The organism is Nostoc mirabile CHAB5784 (genome assembly GCF_020829645.1).
Taxonomy (GTDB): domain Bacteria; phylum Cyanobacteriota; class Cyanobacteriia; order Cyanobacteriales; family Nostocaceae; genus Nostoc; species Nostoc mirabile.
On the sequence record NZ_JAIVFS010000006.1, the window covers coordinates 55,964 to 80,250 of the forward strand.

At 42.2% G+C, this 24,287-nt stretch carries 20 protein-coding genes and 1 pseudogene; 12 read left to right on the plus strand and 9 right to left on the minus strand.

Features of this window, described 5'->3' with window-relative positions; genetic code table 11:
- Positions 1-214: 214 nt before the first annotated feature.
- The 4 genes from LC653_RS06565 to fraI all read right to left on the minus strand — a co-directional run bounded on the left by LC653_RS06565 (position 215) and on the right by fraI (position 5,723).
- A complete protein-coding gene (locus LC653_RS06565) occupies positions 215-439 on the minus strand; it encodes a hypothetical protein (protein WP_229493489.1) in 225 nt (74 codons plus the stop codon).
- A gap of 503 nt (positions 440-942) precedes the next feature.
- Positions 943-1,977 (minus strand): L-histidine N(alpha)-methyltransferase, encoded by a 1,035-nt coding sequence (egtD, locus tag LC653_RS06570; RefSeq protein ID WP_229493491.1) that lies wholly within the window; start codon positions 1,975-1,977, stop codon positions 943-945.
- 485 nt (positions 1,978-2,462) lie between these two features.
- Positions 2,463-4,214 (minus strand): ABC transporter ATP-binding protein, encoded by a 1,752-nt coding sequence (locus tag LC653_RS06575; protein WP_229493492.1) that lies wholly within the window; start codon positions 4,212-4,214, stop codon positions 2,463-2,465.
- An 852-nt stretch (positions 4,215-5,066) separates the two neighbouring features.
- Positions 5,067-5,723, minus strand: a complete 657-nt coding sequence (fraI, locus tag LC653_RS06580; protein WP_229491248.1) for a septal nanopore formation protein FraI — start codon at positions 5,721-5,723, stop codon at positions 5,067-5,069.
- 413 nt (positions 5,724-6,136) lie between these two features.
- On the opposite strand from fraI, the gene galE reads away from it, so the two are divergent.
- Positions 6,137-7,141, plus strand: coding sequence for a UDP-glucose 4-epimerase GalE (gene galE, locus LC653_RS06585; protein ID WP_229493493.1), 1,005 nt, complete (start codon positions 6,137-6,139; stop codon positions 7,139-7,141).
- Positions 7,142-7,377: 236 nt separating this feature from the next.
- The gene (locus LC653_RS06590) at positions 7,378-7,677 is read left to right on the plus strand and encodes a hypothetical protein (protein WP_229493494.1); all 300 of its coding nucleotides are present in this window, start codon (positions 7,378-7,380) and stop codon (positions 7,675-7,677) included.
- A gap of 137 nt (positions 7,678-7,814) precedes the next feature.
- Here the strand turns inward: LC653_RS06590 and LC653_RS06595 are convergent, their stop codons facing one another.
- Together LC653_RS06595 and LC653_RS06600 are read right to left on the minus strand one after the other, a co-directional pair.
- Positions 7,815-8,513, minus strand: coding sequence for a hypothetical protein (locus LC653_RS06595; protein WP_229493496.1), 699 nt, complete (start codon positions 8,511-8,513; stop codon positions 7,815-7,817).
- Positions 8,488-9,759, minus strand: a complete 1,272-nt coding sequence (locus LC653_RS06600; protein WP_229493498.1) for an urease accessory protein UreH domain-containing protein — start codon at positions 9,757-9,759, stop codon at positions 8,488-8,490. Before LC653_RS06600 ends, LC653_RS06595 begins: the two co-directional genes overlap by 26 nt.
- A gap of 232 nt (positions 9,760-9,991) precedes the next feature.
- Here LC653_RS06600 and LC653_RS06605 point away from each other — a divergent pair, with 232 nt between their 5' ends.
- The 3 genes from LC653_RS06605 (at position 9,992) to LC653_RS06615 (ending at position 12,800) form a co-directional block, all read left to right on the plus strand.
- Positions 9,992-10,669, plus strand: coding sequence for a hypothetical protein (locus tag LC653_RS06605; RefSeq protein ID WP_229493500.1), 678 nt, complete (start codon positions 9,992-9,994; stop codon positions 10,667-10,669).
- A 545-nt stretch (positions 10,670-11,214) separates the two neighbouring features.
- Entirely contained in the window at positions 11,215-11,613 is a 399-nt protein-coding gene (locus LC653_RS06610) for a type II toxin-antitoxin system death-on-curing family toxin (RefSeq protein WP_229493502.1), read from the plus strand.
- 134 nt (positions 11,614-11,747) lie between these two features.
- The gene (locus LC653_RS06615) at positions 11,748-12,800 is read left to right on the plus strand and encodes a M28 family peptidase (protein ID WP_229493504.1); all 1,053 of its coding nucleotides are present in this window, start codon (positions 11,748-11,750) and stop codon (positions 12,798-12,800) included.
- Between the two features lie 51 nt (positions 12,801-12,851).
- On the opposite strand, the gene LC653_RS06620 is transcribed toward LC653_RS06615, so the two are convergent.
- The gene (locus LC653_RS06620; protein ID WP_229493506.1) at positions 12,852-13,307 is read right to left on the minus strand and encodes a hypothetical protein; all 456 of its coding nucleotides are present in this window, start codon (positions 13,305-13,307) and stop codon (positions 12,852-12,854) included.
- Positions 13,308-14,048: 741 nt separating this feature from the next.
- Here LC653_RS06620 and LC653_RS06625 point away from each other — a divergent pair.
- Complete coding sequence (locus tag LC653_RS06625) at positions 14,049-15,710, plus strand: alpha/beta hydrolase (protein ID WP_229493508.1); 1,662 nt, start codon at positions 14,049-14,051, stop codon at positions 15,708-15,710.
- Positions 15,711-16,818: 1,108 nt separating this feature from the next.
- Positions 16,819-17,487, plus strand: coding sequence for a DUF6875 domain-containing protein (locus LC653_RS06630; RefSeq protein WP_229493509.1), 669 nt, complete (start codon positions 16,819-16,821; stop codon positions 17,485-17,487).
- A gap of 72 nt (positions 17,488-17,559) precedes the next feature.
- Here LC653_RS06630 and LC653_RS06635 read toward each other — a convergent pair.
- Together LC653_RS06635 and LC653_RS06640 are read right to left on the minus strand one after the other, a co-directional pair.
- Positions 17,560-17,697: pseudogene (locus LC653_RS06635) on the minus strand (carbon-phosphorus lyase complex subunit PhnI); the annotation flags it as partial.
- 36 nt (positions 17,698-17,733) lie between these two features.
- A complete protein-coding gene (locus tag LC653_RS06640) occupies positions 17,734-18,234 on the minus strand; it encodes a helix-turn-helix domain-containing protein (RefSeq protein ID WP_229493511.1) in 501 nt (166 codons plus the stop codon).
- 441 nt (positions 18,235-18,675) lie between these two features.
- On the opposite strand from LC653_RS06640, the gene LC653_RS06645 reads away from it, so the two are divergent.
- From LC653_RS06645 to LC653_RS06665, 5 genes are all read left to right on the plus strand, one after another.
- A complete protein-coding gene (locus tag LC653_RS06645) occupies positions 18,676-19,035 on the plus strand; it encodes a beta/gamma crystallin-related protein (RefSeq protein ID WP_229493513.1) in 360 nt (119 codons plus the stop codon).
- 33 nt (positions 19,036-19,068) lie between these two features.
- Entirely contained in the window at positions 19,069-19,434 is a 366-nt protein-coding gene (locus tag LC653_RS06650; RefSeq protein ID WP_229493515.1) for a hypothetical protein, read from the plus strand.
- 324 nt (positions 19,435-19,758) lie between these two features.
- Complete coding sequence (locus LC653_RS06655) at positions 19,759-20,157, plus strand: beta/gamma crystallin family protein (protein WP_229493517.1); 399 nt, start codon at positions 19,759-19,761, stop codon at positions 20,155-20,157.
- 210 nt (positions 20,158-20,367) lie between these two features.
- On the plus strand, positions 20,368-22,584 hold the full coding sequence (locus LC653_RS06660) for a peptidase domain-containing ABC transporter (protein WP_229493519.1): 2,217 nt from the start codon (positions 20,368-20,370) through the stop codon (positions 22,582-22,584).
- Between the two features lie 282 nt (positions 22,585-22,866).
- Positions 22,867-24,249 carry an HlyD family secretion protein gene (locus tag LC653_RS06665; RefSeq protein WP_229493521.1) on the plus strand — a complete coding sequence of 461 codons (1,383 nt, stop codon included), beginning with the start codon at positions 22,867-22,869 and terminating at the stop codon, positions 24,247-24,249.
- Positions 24,250-24,287: the final 38 nt, after the last annotated feature.

Genomic DNA, 24,287 nt, shown 5'->3' on the forward strand with positions numbered 1-24,287 from the left:
CCGCCTTGCAGTACTAGTCTATTCATCTGAAAATCGCGTAATTAGGTTTTCTTTAACAGCAGAGTGATTTCTCTTGCAAAATCACAGTTTTATTTCCAACTGAGAACAAATACAACTTCTTGAAGCTTTTTTGGCAAATCCCCATGCGACAATATATTTTTAATCTGCTAATACTGGTATTAGGAACAAGCTCGGCTTTTATCATTACTCCATCTCAAGCTGAAACTCCGGTAAAATCCAACAGCCAAAATACTGATAATATTACTTCCATATCTTCAAATTCACCTTCGGCTACCCAATTGAGTGATTTTGCCAATTCTACTAATAGCAAACCACCTATCCTCTCTGAGGCAGCCAATAACTCTTCTGGCGTTAATGCCAATATAACTGCAACTAAGCCGCAGCCACGGATTCCTATATTCAGCAGAATTTTTCCCACACCTTCGATGCAGCAATAATCAGGGGCTAAATATTTACTTAAATAGTTTCGGCTGATAGAGATATCGTTAGCATATAATATACAATTTTTTTGAATGAAAATACTGGTTGTATGTATGTGAGAGATTCTAATTCTTCTCTCTTGCTAGGGTGGGACGAATATCATCTATAACGGTTCTCGTTTATATGCAATATAAGGCTTCACTCAAAGCCTCTTTTCTAAAAGGCTGCGGTGTTCACACAAGTCATCTGATTATCTAAAAGTTTTTAAAACCTCACCCTGTCCTGACGGACATCCCTCTCCTTACCAAGGAGAGGGACAGGTTTTGCTTGTGCAAAATCAGGGTGAGGTTTCTTTGGGCTATTGAATAAACCGTAAATTGCGGCAACTGAGACTTGTATGTAAGCGGTAGCCTAAAAGGAGAGAGGAATGGAAGTGTTATTCCCCAACCCTTGTAGCGTTGGGGCTGTTTTTGTTAAGTCTATATTGGACTCTGATTTGCTTTATGCTTGCAGCTGACAGAGCAATAAACCAAACCATTGATTTGGATCTGTCCACACTTGGAGAGGTAATAAACCCTGTGCGGTGAGTTGCTGCTTGATAGTATTGAGGTCAAATTTGCGGGAAATTTCGGTGAGGATAGTCTCACCTAGTGCAAAATTAACCTTGAGGTTAAGAGCGCGTAATTCTACAATTTGCGATCGCAGGCTGCGTAAATGCATTTCTATTTGATGCTCACTTTCATTGTAAAATGCCCAGTGTTCAAACTGGGTGGTGTCGAAATTTCCCTCAAACCGTTGATTTAAATGCTCCAGCATATTGAGGTTAAATGCTGCCGTGACTCCCTGGCTGTCGTTATAAGCTGGTTCCAAAATCTGTTTCGGCTTTCGTAAATCTATCCCCAACAAGAAATACTCGCCTACTTGTAGGGCTTCTGTAATCTGAGAGAAGAATACATCACACTCATTAGGTGTAAGATTACCTAAGCTGCTACCAATAAAACAAATCATCCTGCTGGCTAATTGCGTCGGTAGAAGTTTTGCAAGGGCTAATTCATAGGTTCCCGCTAAAGCATAAACTTGGAGTAAGGGATAATCTCTTAATAACTGCTTGGCGCTACTTTCCAACATACCTGCACACACATCAATTGGTAAGTAGTGCAGGGGATAGTCTAGCTGCTGGTAGGCATTTAGTAAAATGCGGGTTTTAGTAGAACTGCCACTGCCAAGTTCTACTAATTCACAAGCGCCAGTTATCTTAGCAATTTCGCCAGCATACTGCTGTAAAATCGTCGTTTCTGTGCGTGTGAGATAATATTCTGGTAAATCACAGATTTGCTCAAATAGCTCAGAACCACGGTCATCATAAAAGTAACAGGGGGGTAGAGATTTAGATGTTTGAGTTAATCCCTTGACTACATCACTCCCAGTACTAGGAGCAACTATTTGAGTTGCTCCTACCAAACGCTGTATCTGCAAGCGTTTTTCAACGGTGCTTTGAGAAGTAACGTTCCTGTTGACAGCTTTAGATATCGACATTAAACCTCCGTATGCTTGGCGTAATAGGTTACCTGTCATTCATAGGCAAGGGAGCAGGGGGCGCTTTGCTTAGGGGAAAGACTGAGACGGAGCTTGTACTCCGCCCCAGTTCAAGCGTCCTTTATGATGGGGCAACTCTAGGAGACGCTCCGCGAACGTACCCGTGTTTCGCTCCGCTTCACGCTCAAGGGATAGGCTTGCTCCCCCAAGCTTTTAGCTCCCTTTCCCCCCTGCCTCTTCTGTGATGGCAAACCCTTACTCTAATTAGTGAAACACATAGTCATAGCTAATAAAATCATGCTTGAGCAATATTACTTAAGCTTTAAAGGTATTTTTAGGGATTTACCGATTCAAATGACCAAAATTTGGCGTTGCTGAATTCAGCTATGAAAATGATTTTGCATGATTTAAAAGCCTTTGTAGAGACTAGCAATTGCTAATCTCTGCACCCAGATTCATACATTTAATCAGCAACGCCTAAAATTTTAATGGAGTAATTCTTCAACTTGATGCTGGCTCCACAAAGTTCTATATAAACCCTTTTGTTCCAACAGATGTAAGTGATTGCCTATCTCGACAATTTTTCCCTTTTCCATCACAAAAATTCGGTCAGCCGCCGCCGCAGCAGATAATTGATGCGTAATGAAAATTACTGTTTTGCGTATACTACCACCAGAGAGATTTTTAAGGATTTGCGTGGCTGTTTGATTATCCACACTAGAGAGGGCATCATCCAAAATTAATACTGGAGCATTGACCAGCATAGCCCTAGCTAAGGCAGTACGTTGTCGTTGACCGCCAGAAAGAGTAATACCGCGTTCACCAACAAGGGTTTCGTATTGCTGGGGAAAATTGTTAATTTCTGATTCAATTTGGGCAAGTTTAGCGACAGATTCTATCTGCTCTTGTTCGCTAAGTGGATCACCGTAGCGGATATTATTTTTGATTGTAGTGCTAAATAGAAAACTATCTTGAGGAACGTAGGCGATCGCACCTCGCAAATCTGCCAAAGCTATCTTAGTAATATCCACCCCATCTAAAAACAATTGTCCTGATTCAATATCCAATAAGCGCGGCAAAGCATTGGCTAAAGTGGATTTTCCCGAACCAATTGCCCCAACAATAGCCACGGTTTCTCCGGGAGCAATGGTAAAGTTAACATTTTCTAGAGCTGGAGTAGTGGAACCAGGGTAAGTATAGGTGAGATTTTTAGCTGTCACTTCCCCTTTAAGTTCAGCCACTGGTAGATGTACGGCATCGGCTGTATCTTGAATTTTCGGTGTGACAGAGAGAATAGATTCAAGCCTATCGATACTAACTTCACCCCGTTGGTAGGCCGTAATTGTGAATCCTAAAAGGGCTGTGGGGAAAACTAGACGCTCTACATAAATTAACAGTGCTAAAAAGTCGCCAACCGCAAGCGTCCCAGAAGACATCCGCGCCGCCCCTAGCCAGATGATTACCAGCGAGCTAACATTGGCTAGCCCGCCAATTAATGGAAACAGTGTATTTCGGAGTTTTGCCAGTTCCAGGTTAGCAGTCAATAGCTGCTGATTTTTCTTAGCGAAGGCTCGACGCTCGTTTGCTTCTTGGGCATAGATTTTAATTAAGGCAATGCCACTGATATCTTCTTGGATGAGTTCGCTGATGTCAGAGAGTTGCTCTTGGACTGCTGCTTGTTGTTTGCGTAAGCGATCGCTAAACAGACTCACTAACAAGAGCATAAAAGGGTACACTGCCAGGGAGGCTAGTGTGAGATCCACACTAATCGCTAGCATTACTGGCAGTGTCAGGGCGTAGGCAAATACGGTATTTGCCAAACTCAAGACAGCAAAACCCAACAAACGCTTGATATTGTCCACATCACTGGTAGCCCGATTAATCAAATCGCCAGCAGTATTACTAGCAAAATAAGCCGGCTCCAGCTTGAGTAAGTGTTCAAAAATCCGTTGTTTCAGGTCAAATTCCACTTGACGCCCCACCCCAAATAGCCAAATGCGGGATGCCATCCGCATTAGCCACATCGCCGAACTGAGCAAGACAATGATTACTACGTAATGTAGTATTTGGTTCCAGCTAAAGGTTGTCGAGAGTTTATCAACACCAGCACGAATCAACCAAGGGATATAAACGCCCAGTGCATTGACAGACAACAAAGCGAGAATGCCTAAAGACGCCTCCCGCCAATGGGGACGTAGGTAAGCACTGAGTTTAGCGATTCGTCGAGATTTTGCCATTAAAGCAATTTTGCAACTTTATCATCTTAGATTAACTGCTAGTCCAAGAAGACAGCTATCTAGAGGGAATATCGCTTTTGACATACTCCTTGGCGTAAACGCACTCTTGATTCTAATTCATGGGTAAATTAACAAGAAAGAATTCAGGAGTCAGGAGTCAGAATACCCTTTTAGGGAAGCAAGCTACAGAATTTAATTCTTTGCAGCTGCTGCTATTAGCGCAGCGTAAAGCCTTCTCTACCAGAGGCAACGCCTTCGGCATAGCAACTCTTGGAGACGCTACCGCGAACGCTTAGAGCTAGGGATGAGCGTCACCCGTTCGCTCTTAGCTTTACCGCAGGTTAGGGTGGATGATTAACAATTCAAAATTCAAAATTCACGCATTCAAACATTTTAGACATTTTCAGACGAAGAGAAGTGCCAAGCGATAGGTTAAGAGCGTTGTGGCAACTACGTTCGATTTAAACCCCGACTGAAAATGATACTACGTGTAATGGTTGGGGTCTTAAACCCTTTGATTTCCGATAAACGGGTTTAAATCCCCCGCCAAATTCAAAATTTGGTGTTCTTCTCCCAAAGGGAGACGCCCAAGGCGAACAACCTGACTTTTCCCGTTAAGTCATGAAACAACGAAGCAGCAAGAGTTTCAGACTATAATTTATTCTCAATAACTTAATATTACTGACAATAAATTACGAGAGAATAGGGCTTTGGGCTAGGGGTATAGTAAGCGATCGCTCAATCAAGGAGATAACGGGAAAAGTCAGGGCGAACAACCAGTGGCGGGTCTAAATCCTCCACTGATTGCATTCTGAATTCTGTATTCTGAATTCTGACTTCTCTTTTACTTTATTAGCGCTGAACACGCAAGAAGTTGTAAATGTAAGCGAGATAACCTTCCCAAGTTCTTGTTGTAAGTTGCAACGTTTCTGAATTTGGTACAAAGTCTTCAAGCCGTAAACCGCGTGTGCGAATATCTTGAGGATTTCCTTGTTGTAATAGGTAGGGAGGCACTCTCAAATTATAAGAAATAATGCTACCCCCAGTCACATCTGAAATGCCCGCCGCCGTGGTTTGTTGCCCTAATGCCACCAGTGTCCCAGATGTTGGCGTAGCAGTTGCTACATAAGTATCACCTGCCATTGCTAGAGGTGCCCGATAAAGGAAATAGGCGACTGCTGGTGTACTTGCCAACAGCAAAATCGTCAGTGCCCAACCGATTAAGTATCCTCCTGGTTTCTCTATTCCACCTCCTTTGATTTTCTGAGCTGCAAGAATCATCAGTAAAACAGATGCTCCTAGAGGCTTGAGTGGAAAAGATAGCATCCTCCACAAGGATGCTACAGCTGGTTCAGTGGGGTTAAGAAATGATAGGGCTACGATTACTAAAATAACGACTAAGATTGATCGCCCTACAAAACTTCCAGAGGGGTAAAAGCGCTGGAACAGAGAATATACGATAGTGCCAATCAGCAGCCACAGAAGTACTCGGCTTAACAATAGAAACATAGATTAACTCTCAAATTTTCTCGTGCAGTGAGCCAATGTGGTGGTAAGACAGTCCTCCTTGCTTGGGATTTTCACGCTACTTCTCCTGTTCAGAGAAAAAGTGGCTCCCCAAGAGGAACTGTCATGCATGGTTTCCCTGCATAAAACAACTAGCGACTTCTTAGCTATAGCGACGCTAGGAGCGTCACCCGTAAGGGTCAACCTAGAGGTTTTGGGAAATGGATTTATTTTATTGCCAAATTGTAATCGCACTGTTTGACTTAAAATACCTCAAACCTCACACCCAAAGACTACCGTCGTAGTGATTTTAGTGCAATTTTTTGACACTGCGTCTATTATTTATAATTTTCTAGAAGAGTAATATGGTACCGGTAAACTAAATTAATTGAGTAATCGACTGAAAAGGAAAAACTATGTCGCCTGGAAAGCCTACCATTTTGGTAACGGGGGGAGCTGGATATATTGGTTCTCATACGGTGCTTGCTTTGAAACAAGCGGGTTATAACGTTGTCATAATTGATAATCTGGTCTATGGGCATCGTGACCTGGTAGAAAAGGTTTTACAGGTAGAACTGATAGTAGGGGATACAGGCGATCGCGCCTTGCTAGATCATCTATTTCAAACCCACGATATTGCTGCTGTGATGCACTTTTCTGCTTATGCCTACGTAGGAGAATCGGTGACTGACCCGGCTAAATACTACCGCAATAACGTTGTTGGTACTTTGACCTTGTTGGAAGCGATGCTGACGGCATCTGTTAAGAAATTTGTCTTTTCTTCTACTTGTGCCACCTACGGTGTACCAGAATTTGTACCCATTCCAGAAAACCATCCCCAAAATCCGATTAATCCCTATGGCGCTACAAAGCTAATGGTAGAGCGGATTCTTTCTGATTTTGATGTTGCTTACGGTTTTAAATCAGTGCGTTTCCGCTATTTTAATGCTGCTGGTGCTAATCCGAGTGGCTTACTTGGCGAGGATCACAACCCAGAAACCCATTTGATTCCCTTGGTGCTGATGACAGCTTTAGGCAAACGAGAATCCATCTCAATTTTCGGCACTGATTACCCTACGCCCGATGGTACTTGTATTCGTGATTATATTCATGTTAACGACTTAGCAGATGCCCATATTTTGGGATTGGAATATTTATTGAAAGGTAGCGATAGCGAAGTTTTCAATTTGGGCAATGGCAGTGGTTTCTCTGTCAGAGAAGTTATTGCAGCTAGCGAACAGGTGACAGGAATTTCCATACCAGTAGAAGAACGCTCACGCCGTCCTGGCGATCCCCCAATTCTCATTGGCACCAGCGATAAAGCTAGAACAATCTTAGGCTGGCAACCTCAGTATCCATCCATCAAAGATATTGTCGCTCACGCGTGGCAGTGGCATCAGAAGCGACATCATTCGACTTGATGGCATTGAGCCGAGATGCAGTTATGGCTATTTGTCTTTTTCTCTACAATTTGTACAAACTGTACTTATGGTACGACAGTGCATTCATCTCTATAAGTACCAACAGTACAAAAAGTTATGATTGGAATGAACCGTAAAGTGGTAACTATGAGCGGGAAAAGACGAATAGCCGTAAATCTAGAACCTGAAATTTATCAGCAGATGGAACAGGAAGCCACCAAAGACAAGAGGGCAGCATGAGTCAAGCCAAAGATGACCGCCTAGACCGTATCGAAGCCGCCCTAGATAACCAAGTGGTGGTAAACGCACAGTTACGTACCTCAACCCAACAATTGAGCGCAACAGCTGAGGCATTACTCTCTACTGTCCAGATACACCAGCAAAACTTTGAGGTACTCACAGCACGGTTTAACGCCCTTGTTGAGAGGCAATTACAAACCGATGCCAGGTTAGAAGAGTACCAACGTACTACTAGCGCCGCACTCGACAGAATTGGCGCGGTCTTAGACTACCTAGTCAGACAGCAAGACCGTTGAGCAATATGTGACATTTCCATGACTAAACCTGATTATGCGATCGCTTTGGCATTTTATCGACTCAGGGCATGAGGGAGACGAGAGGGACAAGGAAGAGAAATTGCTCCATTGTCTCCCTACTTCCCACTCCCCACTCCCTACTCCCCACCCCTCCTCATACTTTGCATGACGACAACTAAGATGCCAATAAATCCGAGAATTGGCAGTGCGATCGCCCAAGTTGGTAATTGTTGAGATTCACCCTCTACTAAATTACCATTGACATCTCGCAGGTTTCGTGTATTCTGTGTAGACCCGCCTCCTGCCACAGTCACTTCAAATTTGAATTCAAAGGGTTTGAATCTTGCCCCAGAGACAGGTTTTCCATTTAGTTGCAACTGATAAATACCTGGCTTGGGAAAGACAACTTCCGCACCTGGAATGCCTTGATAGCGTTCAGCTGCAACAGGTTCTAACTGTGGTTCTAACAGTGGTGGCTCTCCGGCTGCATAGGGTTGGGCATAAACAGCCAACTGACAATTACACTGTGACAGAGGAATCACCCTTCCACCTCTGCGGGTAAGTGCAAACCAGGCTTGGCTTGGTTCTCCAGCACGGGGATTATCATTTGGTTCAATGTGAAGAGTGCCACCGACATCTCCAGCTACTTCCACTTTATGAGCAAAAACAGGGTAAATATTAGTTATTGATATAACTAAGCAACTCAGGAATAATAAATACTTTATTGTTCCTTGATGCCAGGAAATGCCTTTAAACAGGTAATGCCTCTGTTTTTGACTCGTTGAGATGGAGCCAGAAAATAAGGATGATTTACCGCGATTTGGTTGGGGGAACATAAAACTTTTCTACGGCTAACTTTGACCAAAAAAAGCGCGAACGTACCATCAAGACACCGAGGGTAGCAATTCCCATCAGTACTGCCGCTAATTTATTTCCCCAAGTTGATTCCAAGGAACCCAGGTAATGGGAACCAATCAACACAGTATGAATGGCACTCAAGAGCAAGGCTGGCACACCCAATAGATGAATCTGTCGCCAACGCTTGCCCAAAGATTTCTGCAACGATTCCCAACTCGTTAAAGCGGCGGGGGACATTAATACCAATGCTACAGCACCCGCAGCCATACCCCACTGAAATTCTGGCGGCAGGAAATAAAAGGCGGCAAAATTCCATTGCAATGAGTGTTCTATCATGTGGGCGGTGTGAACCACAGAAAGCACAAAAGATCCCACTCCCAATCCCCGGCGGTAACGCAGTGGTGATGCCCACAAGCCACTAATAGGACGCGCAATTAGCGCCAAGATTAAGCAGATTAAGGCGGCGTGTCCGGTGTAATCTACCATTGTGTCACCAGTCCGCAACAAGGTAATCACGCCAATGATGAGTGTCACCCAACCGCCTAATCGAAACAACTGACTGCGCCTGTCTTTACTTACCAACGATGTGGAAACGCCTACACCTAGCATAGTGGGCAGGGTTCCCAAGCCAAAAGCCAGCATAGTTGCCCCACCCATCCATAAATTGCCAGTTTCAGCAGCTTTAATTTGGGCAGCATACAGGAAACCACAGGGCATTAAACCCCAAGTCATTCCTAAAAGCATTGGCGTCCACCATTTGGTTTTTAAGGAAAGCTTAACCATTCCTGTGCTGAGGCGATCGTGTAAACTACCTTGTAATAATGGGTGTAACACGGGAATGCGCGGCAGCAAATCAGGTTTTACTTGTCCTAAGCCAAACCAAATCAGCATTACGCCAGTTAGAATTGCCATCCAACGCCGGAAGTCGCTACCAACGCCCGCTAGCTGTCCACCTTGCAGCAATACCGAACCTAGCGCCCCAATGCCAGCACCGACTAGGGCATAGCTCAACATCCGCCCCAAGTTTAGCAGGATATGAAATTTTAATTGCTGTTGCCAAGTGTCGGACTTTTCTAAGGTTGATGTCCGTCCCAAAGAGACTGTTTGTGGAATTTTCGACTGATGAGACAGGGAAAACGCCACTGTTAGGGGGCCACACATGCCAAAGCAATGCCCAAAACTCCCCAGGAACCCCAGGATTGTGATCAGCAACAAATCTACCATAAAAAAAACCTGAGTTCTGAGTCATGAGTTCTGAGTGTCAGAATAAAGATTTTGAAGAAGTAATAATAAGTTCTTTTCTTCTTTGCTCAGTACTCAGCACTCCTCTAGTGGGGCACTGTAAGTGAAGTTGCGATCGCTGTCAAAAGACAAGTTGTCAAACTTGATATTCACTCTAGGAAAGAAAGCTTGCCTGTAAATATCTTTAGCTGTGGTTTTAGTCTTTTTCGGGATAATGTCATTAAGCTATACGCCAATCAGTGTGATAACGCATAAAAAAGTAGAAGCTGAGAGGGCAGCGTACATGTCATATTTTGAATCAAACAATGACAATACCGTTCAAGTAAATGGAATTCAATTTGAAACTGTGATGCCTGAGCGTGTACTGCCAATTCCACCAAAGCTACCTGGTGCTAAAACTCAAGTTAAAGTTGGCATTCAGATTACTAACAATACGGCAAATCCTCGTAATTTATTACTCTGGGCAGGGCATCCAGAATTTATCCAACAAAATAAGCAAAAAGTGCCACAGTTTGGCCCTAATGTAAATGGGAGCTACAATCCCCAGCTATCTGATTTTCAATTATTGATGCCCGGAGAAAGCTTGTGTTTCGTATTAGAAGGATATTTTTACTGGGAGAGCAATAAACTGAAATTTCTATTTCTTGAAAAAGATGGTTGTAATTGGATATTCAGTGATTTTAATCATGGCAGATATTGGGTTCAGTTTACTTATAAAAATCAATACTCAGCATGGGAGCAGAGAGGCGGTTGGAGTAACCCTATAGATTTAAAGCCAGTATGGGAGGAAGCAATTTACAATAACCCTATAAGTGATATTAACAAGATAAAAGATGTTTGGGTAGGTGAGGTAAATACACATCCTATTGAGTTTGATTTAACTATGCAGTGAACTGAATTATATTTATAATTTTCATTTTTTTAAGGCAAATAATACCACTGTATTGACGTTTCGATGACTACCTTTAAAATCCCAATTGATCTGAGATGGAAGGAAGGTAAGCTCAGAGTTAAGGCGGGTAAGTATCAGTTCCAGAGTCAAAGCGAATAATATAGGACTGGCATATTGACAAAAAGCATTATTTATGTTACATAGATAGTTCTATCACTACTAAGGTTCTCAAAAATATACTCACGTACAACTAAAGTGACCTGACTTAATTAGATGAGGTATATTGAGCTTAGGACAAATAGATTAAAGCCATAATCACAGGCTTTGTTTATCATGGAAACCTTGAGACTTCGTAAGATCAAAAACAAATTGATACCATCTTTTCAAAGTCTAAAATTTAGACGTAGTAAGAATGGGGTACTTTTCGCTGTGAAACATTCTCGTAATCCTCAAACCACACCTGACAAGTCTGAATTTGAAAAGGCTATGGAAGCTTATCAAAAAGTAAGCAGTAAGTATAGGAATGCACTTCGTGAGCTAGCTAAGTGAATGATATTTTTTGGTTGAGTGAGGCAGTCATTAAAGCGATGCACAAAGAACAACTAGCAGAACACGGCGGACTTCCAGGTATAAGAGATAGAAATCTGCTTTTAGCTAGTTTAGATAGACCGAAAAATTTATTTGCTTATGGCGAACCTACACCAACTGTTTTTGAGTTAGCCGCGGCTTATGCTTTTGCATTTGCGAAAAATCATGCATTTATAGATGGTAACAAAAGGGTAGCTTTCGTTTCGATGGCTACCTTTCTTATATTGAATGGGTATTCTTTAGAAGTGCCAGAAAAAGAAGTTGTATTAATGATAAAAAGACTTTCAACTGATCAAGAGACTCAAGAATCGATAGCAGATTGGATTAAAGAAAATTGTATTAAAATAGACAATTAAGCTGATTGCAAAGTAACTTTGCAGGTTTATCTAAGAATTTAGGAAACCAAAATATTAAACCTTCCTAGCAATCCTGGAAAGTTATACCTGGGGATTTGCGCTACCCTAAGTCAGGAAGCCAAGGATAAGATCGCATGAGAAAATGGATTTGGCTGATGCTGTTGGTGCTGATGGCAGTTGCCGTGGTGGGTAGCAGAGGTGGCACGTTTTTTGAACAGCGTCCGTCGCCAGCAATTGTTGAAAGTATTCCAGTGGAAACACCCCAACCACAGCCAGAGTCAAAGGAAGTTGACAGTGCGCCGCAAGTGTCTACTAATAAGCTATTAACCCATATCCAAAAGTTGAATTTTCAGCGCTACACAACAACAGAGCGATCGCTTACTCGCACTTATATCACAACTGAACTCACAAAATTAGGCTGGAAGCCCAAATTGGAAAAGTTCTCCGAAGGTGTGAATATTTTTGCCGAACGTGTAGGAACGAGCATTGCAGCTAAAGCAATTCTCGTGGGAGCGCATTACGACACTGTTGCTTTATCCCCTGGTGCTGATGATAACGCCAGTGGTGTAGCTGTGGTGCTGGAAGTAGCCCGCTTGCTCGGTTCCCGTCCTACGCCACGGACATTACAGCTAGCTTTTTTTGACAAAGAAGAAGCAGGACTTTTGGGTAGTCAAGCTTTCGTTAGCAAGACGGCACGCTTGCAAAATTTAGGCGGAGCGATCGTTATGGATATGGTAGGTTATGCATGTTACACTCCTGGGTGTCAAAAATACCCTGCCGGATTGCCTGTTACCCCAATTAGCGACAAGGGCGACTTTTTGGCAGTAGTCGGTGATACAGAACATTTGCCTTTGCTGAGTGCCTTTCAAAATTCACAGATGCTCCCTTCAACCGCTGTGAATAAACAAAAATCAATGCCATCAGTCCTAACACTACCAATTCCTTTTAAAGGTTTACTGACACCAGACACCCTACGCAGCGACCATGCACCATTTTGGTATCAGGGTGTGGGTGCTGTGCTGGTGACAGATACCGCAAATTTACGTACTCCCCACTATCATCAACCTAGCGATATTCCAGCGACTATCGAGCGATCGTTTTTTACGGGAGCAGCACAGATTGTAGTCAATGCTACTACTGCCTTGTTAGAGAAAAACGAAGTTTTGGAAACTCAACCACCAAGCTGACTGAATAATTCGTAAATCGTAATTCGTAATTCGTAATTAAATAAGAAATGACTAATTCCGCGTAGCGGTACTAGTTTTTGGTTCAGGGAAAGTCAAAGTCCAATTGTTTTTATCATTGATTTGAAAGTACAAACCTTGGAAAATCAGCCGCAGAGCCGTTCGAGTTCTAATAAAATTCCTTACCAGATAAGTTCCTGGTTCAGCAAAGATATCATTATAGTTTTTTATCTGACCAAATTGTTTTGAACAGTAATTGCCAGCACCTTTTACTGTTAATACAAAAAATGGAGCTTTTTTGTATTTATCAGGAATCATAAAAATTCCATATACATGGTGACGACCACGCCACGGCTGAACTATAACCTTAGTAGCATGTGCTTGGAATTTTATTGTTTTTGAAGCAAGAATTGCCTCGGAATTGCAATCAGAATTATTCACAGGCCACCACAGTATAATAATACTCAGGGAGAGCAGCAAAATCAAAATATAGCGGAGTCTGCGATGCATAAAGCCAAGAAAAATTGTTGATGTGGCTGGTAGAATTTGATGGGTAATGATAGTGCAGTTAAAGCAGTAAGACTATCCCCTGGCAACACCTATGCAACACGTTCTAAAGGGCAAAAAGAAAACATTAAGCGGTCGGTTAAACTTTGCGTCAAAAAAAAATTGCAGTCAAGAAATCAGCCCAGAAAAAGTTTAGATTGTAGATGCGATCGCTTACTCTGTTCTAAAGTTTTCTTACAGTATTAAACCTAGCTGAGAAACAATCAGGCTTTTGTGACTGTGAACACTGATTTATGCTCAATCTTTTTAGCTGTGATGAATTCTACAATTAGTTGCCTTTGTTATGTTTTTGATGTAATTCTGTTCGCATCTGCCGATGCTTTGAGGAGATCAGCGCAACGCCGATAGCGTACCCCTACTCTTAAAGCTTGCTACGCGTAGCGTCTTGTAGAGAAGCGGTAGCGAGTCTTCTCCCTACAGCCCTTCTCAAGACAGGAGACGCTGTGTTTCGACTCCGCTCAACATAAATTCGCGTTCGGGCATCCTACGGCAGGCGCTAGCCTCTCACGAATGGGATTCGGGGAGACGCTAAAGGCGTTAGCGAGTCATCGAGCGTCATAGGCCGTCGTAGACTCGCTATCCAGTTCAGCCAAAAATCTGCTTTTATTTCTAGGTGATTATTGGGGTAGTCAAATACACAAATATTCGTTATATTCCCGTCAGTAACATTTGGTATAAATATTTATGAGAAGAAGTTGGGGAAGTCTAAAGACAGTTGCGGGTTTCTTTGGGGCGATTGCACTTACACAGTTCGGGGCAAATACTTCGGCTATTGCGGCTGACACAGTTGTTGTGCGTTTCGGTTTATTTACAGAAACCATCTCCCTTGCTGAGTTGCAAAAGGCTGGAAAAACTGGGGAATTGCCTGGGAGTTTGCAGCCTTACGCTAAAAAATTATCTGAACAACAAAGTCGCTTCCTCTTGGGAGCGCTGGGTATGAATATACCGATGAATGTTGTCACCGTTAATAGGTTAGTTAATACCCAGATTGGTACAACTATTCTCAATGACTTTGCTACAGCCTTAGCCCGAAAGGACAAAGCTGGGGTGCAAGCGCTCAGAGCAGGATTGGTATTAGGTTCTACTGCACCGCAAGGTCTTTCTATACTTAGTTTTATCGCGGCTTATCCCAGTAAACGCCTAGAAATTGATGTGCCACAAGCTTTTGTAGTTGCACGGAATTTGAATACAGCTTTTTGGCGCACCCAGCAATTTATGCTAGCCATCGCTCCCCAACTCGACCCCATAACACCGCAGCCTAGAACACCGCAGATTGCTTTCCCTTTTGATCCCAGCCAACCAGGAATAGCTCAAGTAAAAATACTCAACTTAAGCCTGAATGACCAAAAGCGCGACCGGAAAATTCCAGTTGATGTTTACTGGTCAACTGCTGCAACTCCTGACAAACCCGTAATTGTCTTTTCTCACGGCTTCGGGTCAGTCCGCACGGACTTGCATTACTTAGCAGAACATTTAGCATCCCACGGTTATGTAGTAGCAGCTTTAGAACATCCCGGTAGTAATGAGACAAATACTAACTTAGCATTCCAAGGCAAAACCAGAGTTATAAAGCCTCAGGAGTTTTTAAATCGCCCTCAAGATATTAGTTTTGTTCTCGACGAATTAGAAAAGCTCAACCAAACGGCTAATCATCCCCTGCAAGGGAAACTTGCAACCAATAAAGCGATGGTCATTGGCTATTCTTTTGGTGGTGGTACAGCTTTAGCACTCGCTGGAGCCGAGTTACAACTCCAAGGTCTCAAACAACGCTGTAAAAAGAACTTGGCTATATTGAGTCTGGGAGAAGCTATGCAGTGCATCGCTCAAGAACTGCCAGAAAATACCTATCAACTACGGGATACTAGAATCAAACAGGCGATCGCTCTCAATCCTACAACTTCTCTAATGTTTGGCGAAACTGGGTTAACTAAGGTGCAAGTTCCTACCCTAGTGTTAGCAGGTTCCGCAGATAAAACCACCCCAGCTTTAACTGAACAGATTGTAGGATTTGACAAAATCCCATCCCCCAAATGGCTAGTTGGTATAGTTGGCGGTACTCATCTGAGTGTAAAAGACCCCAGCACCACTTTGGATCAGATAGGACAACCAAATACACCAATTAGTGGCGGTGAAGTTGTGGGTGAACAAGCAGCAGATGTTCGCAAGTACCTTAAAGCTATAGCTTTGTCCTTTGCTTTCCAGATGACTCCAGAAGCTAAAAACTACGCTATTTTTCTGACATCAGATTATGCCCAATTTGCTTCGACTGCGGCATTTCCATTTCGCCTAATTACGCAGATTCCTCCGGATGCTATGGCTGTGGTGAAAGAATTTGTTGGGAAATAAGCGACTTCCAATTAAACAAATATCTAATTTTGTGAGTAGCAAGCTTTAAGAGTAGGGATAGTTACGGTGTACAAGTCGAAAAAAGCTCGATTTCCATTGTTTTCTCGTTCCCATGCGGAGCATGAGAATGGCTATTAGGGGCTGCTCAATATCTGACTGGAGGCAAAGCCTAGTGAATGCATTTCCAAGCGGGAGCCTCTTAACGAGGAAAGGCTCATCTAAGAGGTTTTACTACGCAAAACCTGTCCCTCTCAGACTCAGAGAGAAACTTGAACTAAAGTTCAAGACAGAGAGAAATTCGTCGAACTCACGTTTCTTAAAGTTCGGATTTTTGGCGTGACCAGCCCATAAGTTACCAAACGTCTTTTACAGATGTCTAATTAAGTCATTTTTGGAGTGATATTAGCTGCTTTTGGAATGCATTCTACTTTATAAATTAATTTATATATTCAGTAATATACAGCTTATAAAACTCCAATTAATTTTTGATATTATGTTTAAAAAAGTATATTAACTTGATAATCAATGCATATTTACTGTTAAATCAATACTAAACTTTTACAGTAAAGCTAATTATTTAGACATAAACTTTATATTTTTCTTATTAAAAATAATAGAAACTTGAGAGTGTAAAAAAAGTAGGAGCATCTGCTGGATAATACATGTATATTCTAGGTAAAATGCCAAAAGTAAAGGAACATAGATTACTTAGTTCAAAAAGATACCTGAATATTTTTTGCATAAATTTTATTAAATTCACAAAAATACTAGAGCATTTTTATCTACTACAAGCCATATATAGCGGTTCTCAGTTGAGTAGGGTGCAAGAACCCCTTCCCCGTAAGCGAGGAGAAGGCTATGATGTACTTAATTTGATTAGGAAAAACTATACCAAAAATATCAAGGCTTGTTTTTTTACGTAGATAATCATTAGTTTCAGACAGATAAAATAGCAATCTTAAATCATTCGTGAGAAAGAAAATTGCTGAAATACCTATAAATACGTACTTTCTCTCTACGTATTTTCTCAGGCTTAAATTCAGATTGCTATATTGTAAAACTGATATTTGATTCAGAATTAAACAATTATTTCGTTTCACTCAAGCTCATGGAACTTTATACAACTCTTGAAATAAAACAACTCCAGCAAAATGAAGACCTTCCTTACTTGATTGAAATTATGGAATGGGTGAAAAATTTTTTAGGAAGACCTCATCCTAACTTAGGAAGGCCCGGCGTAGTTTGCCCTTTTGTACCTCACTCTCTCAAGTCAAACAGTATTTATCTGGCAGTTATTCGCACAAAAGATTTGTGTGCAGAGCAATTAGAAGAGGTTGTTGGACGCTACCGAGATATCTTTCTTAAGATGGATGTTAAAGAACAAGAATTAGCAATAAATAGAGCTTTTTTACTCATCTTTCCTGACATCCATATAGAAGATGCTTCTAAACTGGTAGATAGTGTCCAACAAAAACTTAAACCTTTGTTTGTTGAGTCAGGACTGATGATAGGAGAATTTCATAAACGTAATGAAACTCCTGGTCTGCACAACCCAAACTTTCGTCCACTTCGTAGCCCTATCCCCTTGTTGGCTATCCGGTTTATGGTTGAAGCTGACCTGCCCTTTCTTGAGAGTCCGGCTGATCCATACTTACGTATTCGATATCTGGAAGCTTATATAAACTGTTTTGCTAATAAGTTTACAGATGAAACAAAGTTTAAAAATGCTCATCAAGCATTAGCTTTAGCGAAAGAACAAACAGCTATTTTCAAGTAAATATACCACTCTGTAGAGGCACATCAATGCTCATGCGTGTCAACATTGGGCTGCTGCCACAAGTCAAGAAGTGGCAGCGCCCACTAAAGCCATTGATATGGCTTTTCGTTCGTTATAACCAAAAGTCAGTTCATAACCACAGGTGAACTGAGCAGGTAATTCTTTACTACCTTTAAACTGATTTACGATCTGCACTTCAGTAATGGTAATAAGCTGTTTCACATTCATCACTGTTGTCACAAAAAACTAGGCTCGATATGCGATGCTGAAATCTTTTTGATGTAAGGTTTCTTGCTTAGTTGTGTTGCCTTTTGGTCGGGTGGAAAGCCCCATCTCCTTGAGCAAACGGTTAATGTGACAACTGCTTACCTGAATTCCCAATTCTTTTGCCAAATGCTTGCTTAACCATTGTGCTGTCCAGTGCTCAAATGAATAGCCAACAAGGCGCGGACTATGGCTTACCAATTCTTTTAAGCGAGCGAGGTATTGCTCATTCACAGTTTTAGGTCGTCCCATCAAGTGATCGCTCCATTTTTGAGCTTGTCCTGTTTGTGCGATCGTAATCCAGTAGCGTGCAGTTTCTTGAGAACATCCCAAAGCTTCACAAATTTGAGCCTGAGATTCACCTGCATCGAAAAGCAGCATAATTTCAATGCGACGGCGGTATTCTGCACGTAAGTCGGTTTCTAAGCTTTTCAGTAGGTATCTGCGCTGAAAAGGTGTTAAGCAAAGACCTGGATTTTCCATAACGATTCCTCTTGGTAGAACTTGCACTCTTTGGAAGTTCGTTTAGCTTCTTTGCGAACCTCTGCTTACTTCTCGGAATCAAAAGTCTATCAATTCCACAACTTGTTACAAAAATTCATAATTATCAAGTGAATTAGCATCACTATAGCTTTTTAAGCCTTTATATAGTGAAAACCAGAAAGGATAGAGATATACTTTTTTAAATTCCATGATTTGGAGTAGTCAAAGGACGTTATAACATTTTAGTTTGGAAGATAAAAATAACTATTTTTTGATAACCAGCAAGCATTTTAACAAGAAAACATAAGTCATTGATTTATGAGTAATAAATCAGTTTTTAGTACTTGATTTTATTGATTAAATCTCAGAATATTTAAATGGAATTAAACAATTCATTACTAATTTCCCATCACTATTAATCTGAAATGAAGGAAAGTGACAATGTTAAACCCCAAAGAATACTTCAAACAACTTGATGCAACTCTTACCGTCATGGAACTTGACGATGAGGTTGCTGCTACCTGTAGTGGAGGTGCTGCTCCTGTGAGTTTATATGAAGATATCAACTATGGTGGGGCTGTCAATAATATTTATGGAAATGATGACAACCTTGACAACGCCCTTCGCGGTAGCGGCTGGAATAATAGAACTTCCTCCATTGTAATTAGAGAAGGAACATGGACGATATTTGAAGACAGTGGCTATAAAGGGCGGTCTAAAGTACTGGGACCGGGGAGATACCCTAACCCCGAAGCATTTGGTCTTCGAAACGACTCATTGACTGCTATTCGAAGACTATAACTCTAGTCTTCCGGTAACAGTTGCTTGTTTTTTGTGTCCAGACATAAAGAACAAGCAATTTTAACAATACTAAAGGAGAAAATGATGGAAATGCTCAACTATCTTCATGATGAACCTCTATTTGCCGAATTAAAACCTGAAGAAGCAGAAACTATAAAGGGAGGTCTAACTTTCAGTGAACCGTACACGACTCAGGGTGTCTCTACTCGGCTAAGAATTCGTTCTGGGCCAAGCATTGACGACGACAACATTGTTGGGTACTGGTATCCCGGTCAGGTCAAGTACTTGCAGTCCCCAGCTATTCTGAAGAACGGATTCCGTAAATTCAGTTCTTCTGTGAATAAGTGGGTATCGATCAAGTTTATCAAGCGGGCACCAGGCAAACCTCTTCCTGATTAGGCAAGGCAAACACTCAGAAATCTAAAAGCTGAACCCTAGCTTTAATCTGAGCAAATAATTTGATTAAACTTTACGTTTGTAGGGGCGTACAACGATAGATCGCTCCTACATGAAATTTTTTATGTTCAAAAACAAATTTGCAAAATCAAAGTATTTTTTTATATAAAATATTTGAATAATGAAAACATAATTACTTTAGTTATGCAAATAAAATCACTTTTAAACTATTGACTTTATAGATTTAATCTCAGAAGCTTTAAGTGGAATTAGACAACTTTTCACTAATTCCATTTCAATATAAATCTGAAATGAAGGAAAGTGACAATGTTAAACACGAAAGAATACTTAAATCAACTTGATACAAATCTTGCCGTTAAGAAAGTTGATGATGAGGTCGCTGCTACTTACAGCGGCGGTAGAGTCTATCACACTGCGAACCCTCTTGATGGGGATATAATTTTATATACAAATCCAGGGTTCACAGGAAAAGCTTTAGGAATTAAGGCAACAGTAGTCGGTCAGGGTGATAGCAATATCGGGTTTACTAGAGGCAAATTAAACGGTTTTAATGATAAAATCTCATCTTTTATAATTAAACGGGGTAAGTGGGCGTTGTATAAAGCCTATAAATATGGCGAGTTTGTGACGACTTATAGTAGCTCACAGGCTCGTCTTCCTTCTTCAATAGATAACCAATTAACTTCTATCAAACGCGTAGGGTAAATCTATAGCGCTACATCCGTTCAAAATAGCAGGGCGAATGACCTATTTTCGCCGTTAGTCTCGTCCGGCTTCCGCACTAACGAATTTAATTAAGTTGACCTACTTACTCATTTTTGAGTTGAGTCAACACCTCTAACATTCATTTTGAAAACTAGCTCTGGTCGGGGTGAAAGCCCCGACTCACTTTCTCCTATGCGTAAGTTCTAAGTTATGAAATACCAAAGTGTACTTCAACACAGCGAAGAAGACTGTGGTGCTGCTTGCATTGCTACTATTGCCAAACACTACGGACGCACCTTTGCCATTAGTCGAATGCGGGAAGTAGTTGGTACAGGATCGCGGGGAACCAGCCTGCTGGGTTTGAGGCGGGGTGCAGAAACTCTAGGATTTAATACGCGTCAAGTTAAAGCCTCGGTGCAACTGCTTGACCAATTGCATAAAGCCCCTCTACCTGCCATCATTCACTGGAAAGGCTACCACTGGGTCGTTTTATACGGGCAAAAGGGGAAAAAATACGTAATCGCTGACCCAGGTGTAGGTATCCGCTATCTCACCCGCGAGGAGTTGCTCGAAGGGTGGGGTAATGGCATCATGCTGCTGCTAACGCCAGACGACAGCCGCTTTTATCAGCAATCAGATGATAAAATTGGCGGCTTTGGGCGTTATCTGATGCGGGTTTTACCCTATCGCGCCATTCTCATTCAAGCGATCGCAATTAACATCGTCATCGGACTACTTTCCCTTGTCTCTCCTTTAATGATGCAATTGCTTACTGATGACGTGCTAGTGCGGGGAGATACTCAGCTGCTAACCGTCGTGGCAATTGGGGCGATCGCTATGAGTCTATTTAGCAGTGCGATCGGTTTAGTCCAGTCTCACCTAATTGGTCACTTTGGTCAACGACTGCAATTAGGACTGATTCTAGAATACGGGCGACAACTGTTGCGTTTGCCCCTCTCGTACTTTGAAGGACGACGCAGTGGGGAAGTAGTCAGCCGGATTGCCGATGTAGATCATATCAATGAGCTAGTTTCCCAAATTGTCCTCGGTTTACCCAGCCAATTTTTTATTGCCTTGGTTTCCTTGGGCTTCATGCTCTTTTACAGTTGGGGGCTGACTTTGGCTTCTGTAGCTGCCTTTATTATTGTCACCCTCGTCAACCTGCTTTTTCTCCCAGCTTTGCGCCAGAAAACCCGCAGTGCGATCGTGTTGGGTACAGAAAACCAAGGCTTTCTCGTTGAAACTTTTCGCGGTGTCCAGGTGCTAAAAACTACTCAAGCCACTCCCCAAGCTTGGCAAGAGTATCAGGCAAATTATGGTCGGCTTGCTAACTTGGGCTGGAGTACGATGAAGCTGGGGCTTTATAGTGGCACAATTACTAATATTATTTCTACTTTTACTAGTATTGCCTTACTGTGGTTAGGCTCCTACCTGGTAATTAATCGCACTTTGAGCATCGGTCAGTTGCTAGCGTTTAGTGGTATGAGTGGCAACTTTCTCGGCTTTTTGGGTTCAGTTATCGGCTTAGTTGATGAGTTTATCACTGCCCAGATTGTCATCCAACGCCTGACGGAGGTGATTGATGCTACCCCAGAAGACGACAAAGACGAGAAAAAGCCTTGGGCAGAACTTAAGGGCAATGTAGATATTACTTGCACCAACCTTAATTTCCACCACGCAGGTAGAGTTGACTTGCTGCAAGATTTTTCGCTGATTATCCCTGGCGGTCAAGTCATTGGCTTGATTGGTAAATCCGGTTGTGGTAAAAGCACCTTCGCCAAACTGCTTGCTGGTTTATATCTCCTTCAGTCTGGCAATATCCGCTATGGCATCTATAATCAGCAAGACCTCTCGATGGAATGTCTGCGGCAACAGGTCGTGCTAGTACCTCAAGAACCTCACTTCTGGAGTCGCTCAATTATTGAAAACTTCCGCTTCAGCTATCCTCAAATAACCTTTGAACAAATTGTGCAAGCTTGCGAGATTGCTGGTGCAGACGAGTTTATTAGTAAACTGCCCGATAAGTATCAAACTGTTTTAGGCGAATTTGGCGCGAATCTTTCTGGTGGACAACGGCAAAGATTAGCGATCGCTAGAGCTATAGTTACTGACCCGCCAATATTAATTTTAGATGAATCCACTGGCGCTCTCGACCCAGTAAGTGAAGCCAAACTGCTAGACAGGCTGCTGTCTCATCGGCAGGGCAAAACCACAATTATGATTAGCCATCGCCCCAAAGTCATCGGGCGGGCTGATTGGATTGTACTGCTGGAAGAAGGGCGTTTGAAAATCCAAGGCACTCCAGAGGCTCTGCGCCATCAACCTGGTGAACACTTAGACTTTTTAGACGGTGTTGAGCCATTTACAAATGGTTTAGTGCCATTCTCTTCTAACTCTAACGGTAAATTCAGCGCAACCAGTAAATAAGCTGATGCGCGTCTAGATTGTACATTGCAATCGTTAATAAGTAACTACGCAAAATTAATTACAGTCATTGCGAGCGAAGCGAAGCAATCGCAAGGGTTAAGATTGCTTCATTTCGCTTCTCTACGAGACGCTACCGCGAACGCTGCATTCGCAATGACATTGTGTAATTAATTATGTTTATCTACTTATTGTCCTTTGAAATACAAATGACTAATGACAAATGACTAATGACAACCCTCACGAGTAAATATCCAATTTAAATGCGTAACAGCTTAAAACAGTATGATTAGCCATTCCAACTCAGACTACTTGCCCCCAATTCAAGACAACGAGTTTCTCCCCCCACTTGGTCGTTGGACTACTTGGGGCGGATTAGTTCTTATCTGTGCTGTGGGGTTAGGCGTTCCACTCGCCTCTGTTACCAAATATAAAGTGACAGTTAAAGGACAGGCTGTTGTTCGCCCTGCTGGTGAATTGCGGCTGGTGCAAGCTGCTACGGAAGGTCAGGTGACGCGGGTTTTTGTTGCAGAGAATCAAGTTGTCAAAAAAGGGGATGTCATCGCCACTATTGACAACTCGAAGCTACAAACTAAAAAGAGCCAACTGCAAAGTAACATTGGGCAAAGTCGGTTACAACTCTTTCAAATTAATGCCCAGATTAACGCTATTAATAGCCAGATTTTAGCTGAAACTGAGCGCGTCAATCGTGTTATTGCTGGTGCTGAAGCTGAATTAAGCGATCGCAGCCGGAACTATCAAGATAAACTTATTACTACCGCTACTGATGTCGAAGAAGCGAATGCAAATGTCAAAGCTGCGGATGCTAGTCTTAAAGCAGCCCAGTCAAAGCGAAATCGCTATGAGACTGTAGCTAAAGCCGGAGCCTTGTCTCAAGATCAATTTGAGGAAGCACAACTAGCTGTTCGCCAGCAAGAACAAGCTCTCCAGGCAGCTAAAGCCAAATTGCAAAATGTCCAAACTGCCCTCAATCCCAGTAATGCACAAGTAGCGATCGCTTATAATCGCATTGCCCAAGAAAAAGCTACGGGTCAAGCTAGCATTGCTACTTTAGATAAAGAACGCCTTGCTCTAATCCAGCAACGAATTGAAATCCAAAAACAGCTAGAGCGCGACACCCGCGAACTCCAACAAGTAAATATTGACCTCAGCCAGAGTGTGATTACTGCCACAGCAGACGGGATTATTTCTAAATTAAACCTGCGAAACTCTGGTCAAACAGTGCCTGCTGGAGAGGAGATTGCCCAAATTGTCCCCACTGATGCTCCCTTGGAGATTAAGGCAGTGGTAGCACTTCAGGATAAAAACAAGTTGAAACAAGGCCAAACGGTACAAATGCGGGTTTCTGCTTGTCCTTATCCAGATTATGGTACTCTCAAAGGCAAGGTTAAGACGATTTCCCCGGATGCATTCGCACCTCAAGGGAATGTTGCTAATACCACCGCCACAACATCTGCCAGCCAAAAGATGGCAGCCGTTGGTGCGTTCTATGGGGTAACAATTGAGCCAGAAAGCCTTTCTTTAGGTAGGGACAAACATCAGTGTGCTATTCAATTAGGAATGGAGGGTACAGTTGATATTATTTCTAGAGAAGAAACTGTGATGCAATTCTTTCTAAGGAAGGCAAGGTTGATTGCAGATATATAGCGTGATCGCATTGTAACTATTCGTAATTATTTCTCGCA

Bases quoted from the DNA above. Each gene is read 5' to 3' on its own strand.
- LC653_RS06620 (WP_229493506.1), bottom strand. From the start codon at position 13,307: ATGCATCGCAGACTCCGCTATATTTTGATTTTGCTGCTCTCCCTGAGT.
- galE (WP_229493493.1), top strand. From the start codon at position 6,137: ATGTCGCCTGGAAAGCCTACCATTTTGGTAACGGGGGGAGCTGGATAT.
- LC653_RS06655 (WP_229493517.1), top strand. From the start codon at position 19,759: ATGTTAAACACGAAAGAATACTTAAATCAACTTGATACAAATCTTGCC.
- egtD (WP_229493491.1), bottom strand. From the start codon at position 1,977: ATGTCGATATCTAAAGCTGTCAACAGGAACGTTACTTCTCAAAGCACC.
- LC653_RS06590 (WP_229493494.1), top strand. From the start codon at position 7,378: ATGAGTCAAGCCAAAGATGACCGCCTAGACCGTATCGAAGCCGCCCTA.
- LC653_RS06595 (WP_229493496.1), bottom strand. From the start codon at position 8,513: ATGTTCCCCCAACCAAATCGCGGTAAATCATCCTTATTTTCTGGCTCC.
- LC653_RS06665 (WP_229493521.1), top strand. From the start codon at position 22,867: ATGATTAGCCATTCCAACTCAGACTACTTGCCCCCAATTCAAGACAAC.
- LC653_RS06625 (WP_229493508.1), top strand. From the start codon at position 14,049: ATGAGAAGAAGTTGGGGAAGTCTAAAGACAGTTGCGGGTTTCTTTGGG.
- LC653_RS06615 (WP_229493504.1), top strand. From the start codon at position 11,748: ATGAGAAAATGGATTTGGCTGATGCTGTTGGTGCTGATGGCAGTTGCC.
- LC653_RS06575 (WP_229493492.1), bottom strand. From the start codon at position 4,214: ATGGCAAAATCTCGACGAATCGCTAAACTCAGTGCTTACCTACGTCCC.
- fraI (WP_229491248.1), bottom strand. From the start codon at position 5,723: ATGTTTCTATTGTTAAGCCGAGTACTTCTGTGGCTGCTGATTGGCACT.
- LC653_RS06660 (WP_229493519.1), top strand. From the start codon at position 20,368: ATGAAATACCAAAGTGTACTTCAACACAGCGAAGAAGACTGTGGTGCT.
- LC653_RS06640 (WP_229493511.1), bottom strand. From the start codon at position 18,234: ATGGAAAATCCAGGTCTTTGCTTAACACCTTTTCAGCGCAGATACCTA.
- LC653_RS06600 (WP_229493498.1), bottom strand. From the start codon at position 9,759: ATGGTAGATTTGTTGCTGATCACAATCCTGGGGTTCCTGGGGAGTTTT.
- LC653_RS06605 (WP_229493500.1), top strand. From the start codon at position 9,992: ATGTCATTAAGCTATACGCCAATCAGTGTGATAACGCATAAAAAAGTA.
- LC653_RS06645 (WP_229493513.1), top strand. From the start codon at position 18,676: ATGTTAAACCCCAAAGAATACTTCAAACAACTTGATGCAACTCTTACC.
- LC653_RS06630 (WP_229493509.1), top strand. From the start codon at position 16,819: ATGGAACTTTATACAACTCTTGAAATAAAACAACTCCAGCAAAATGAA.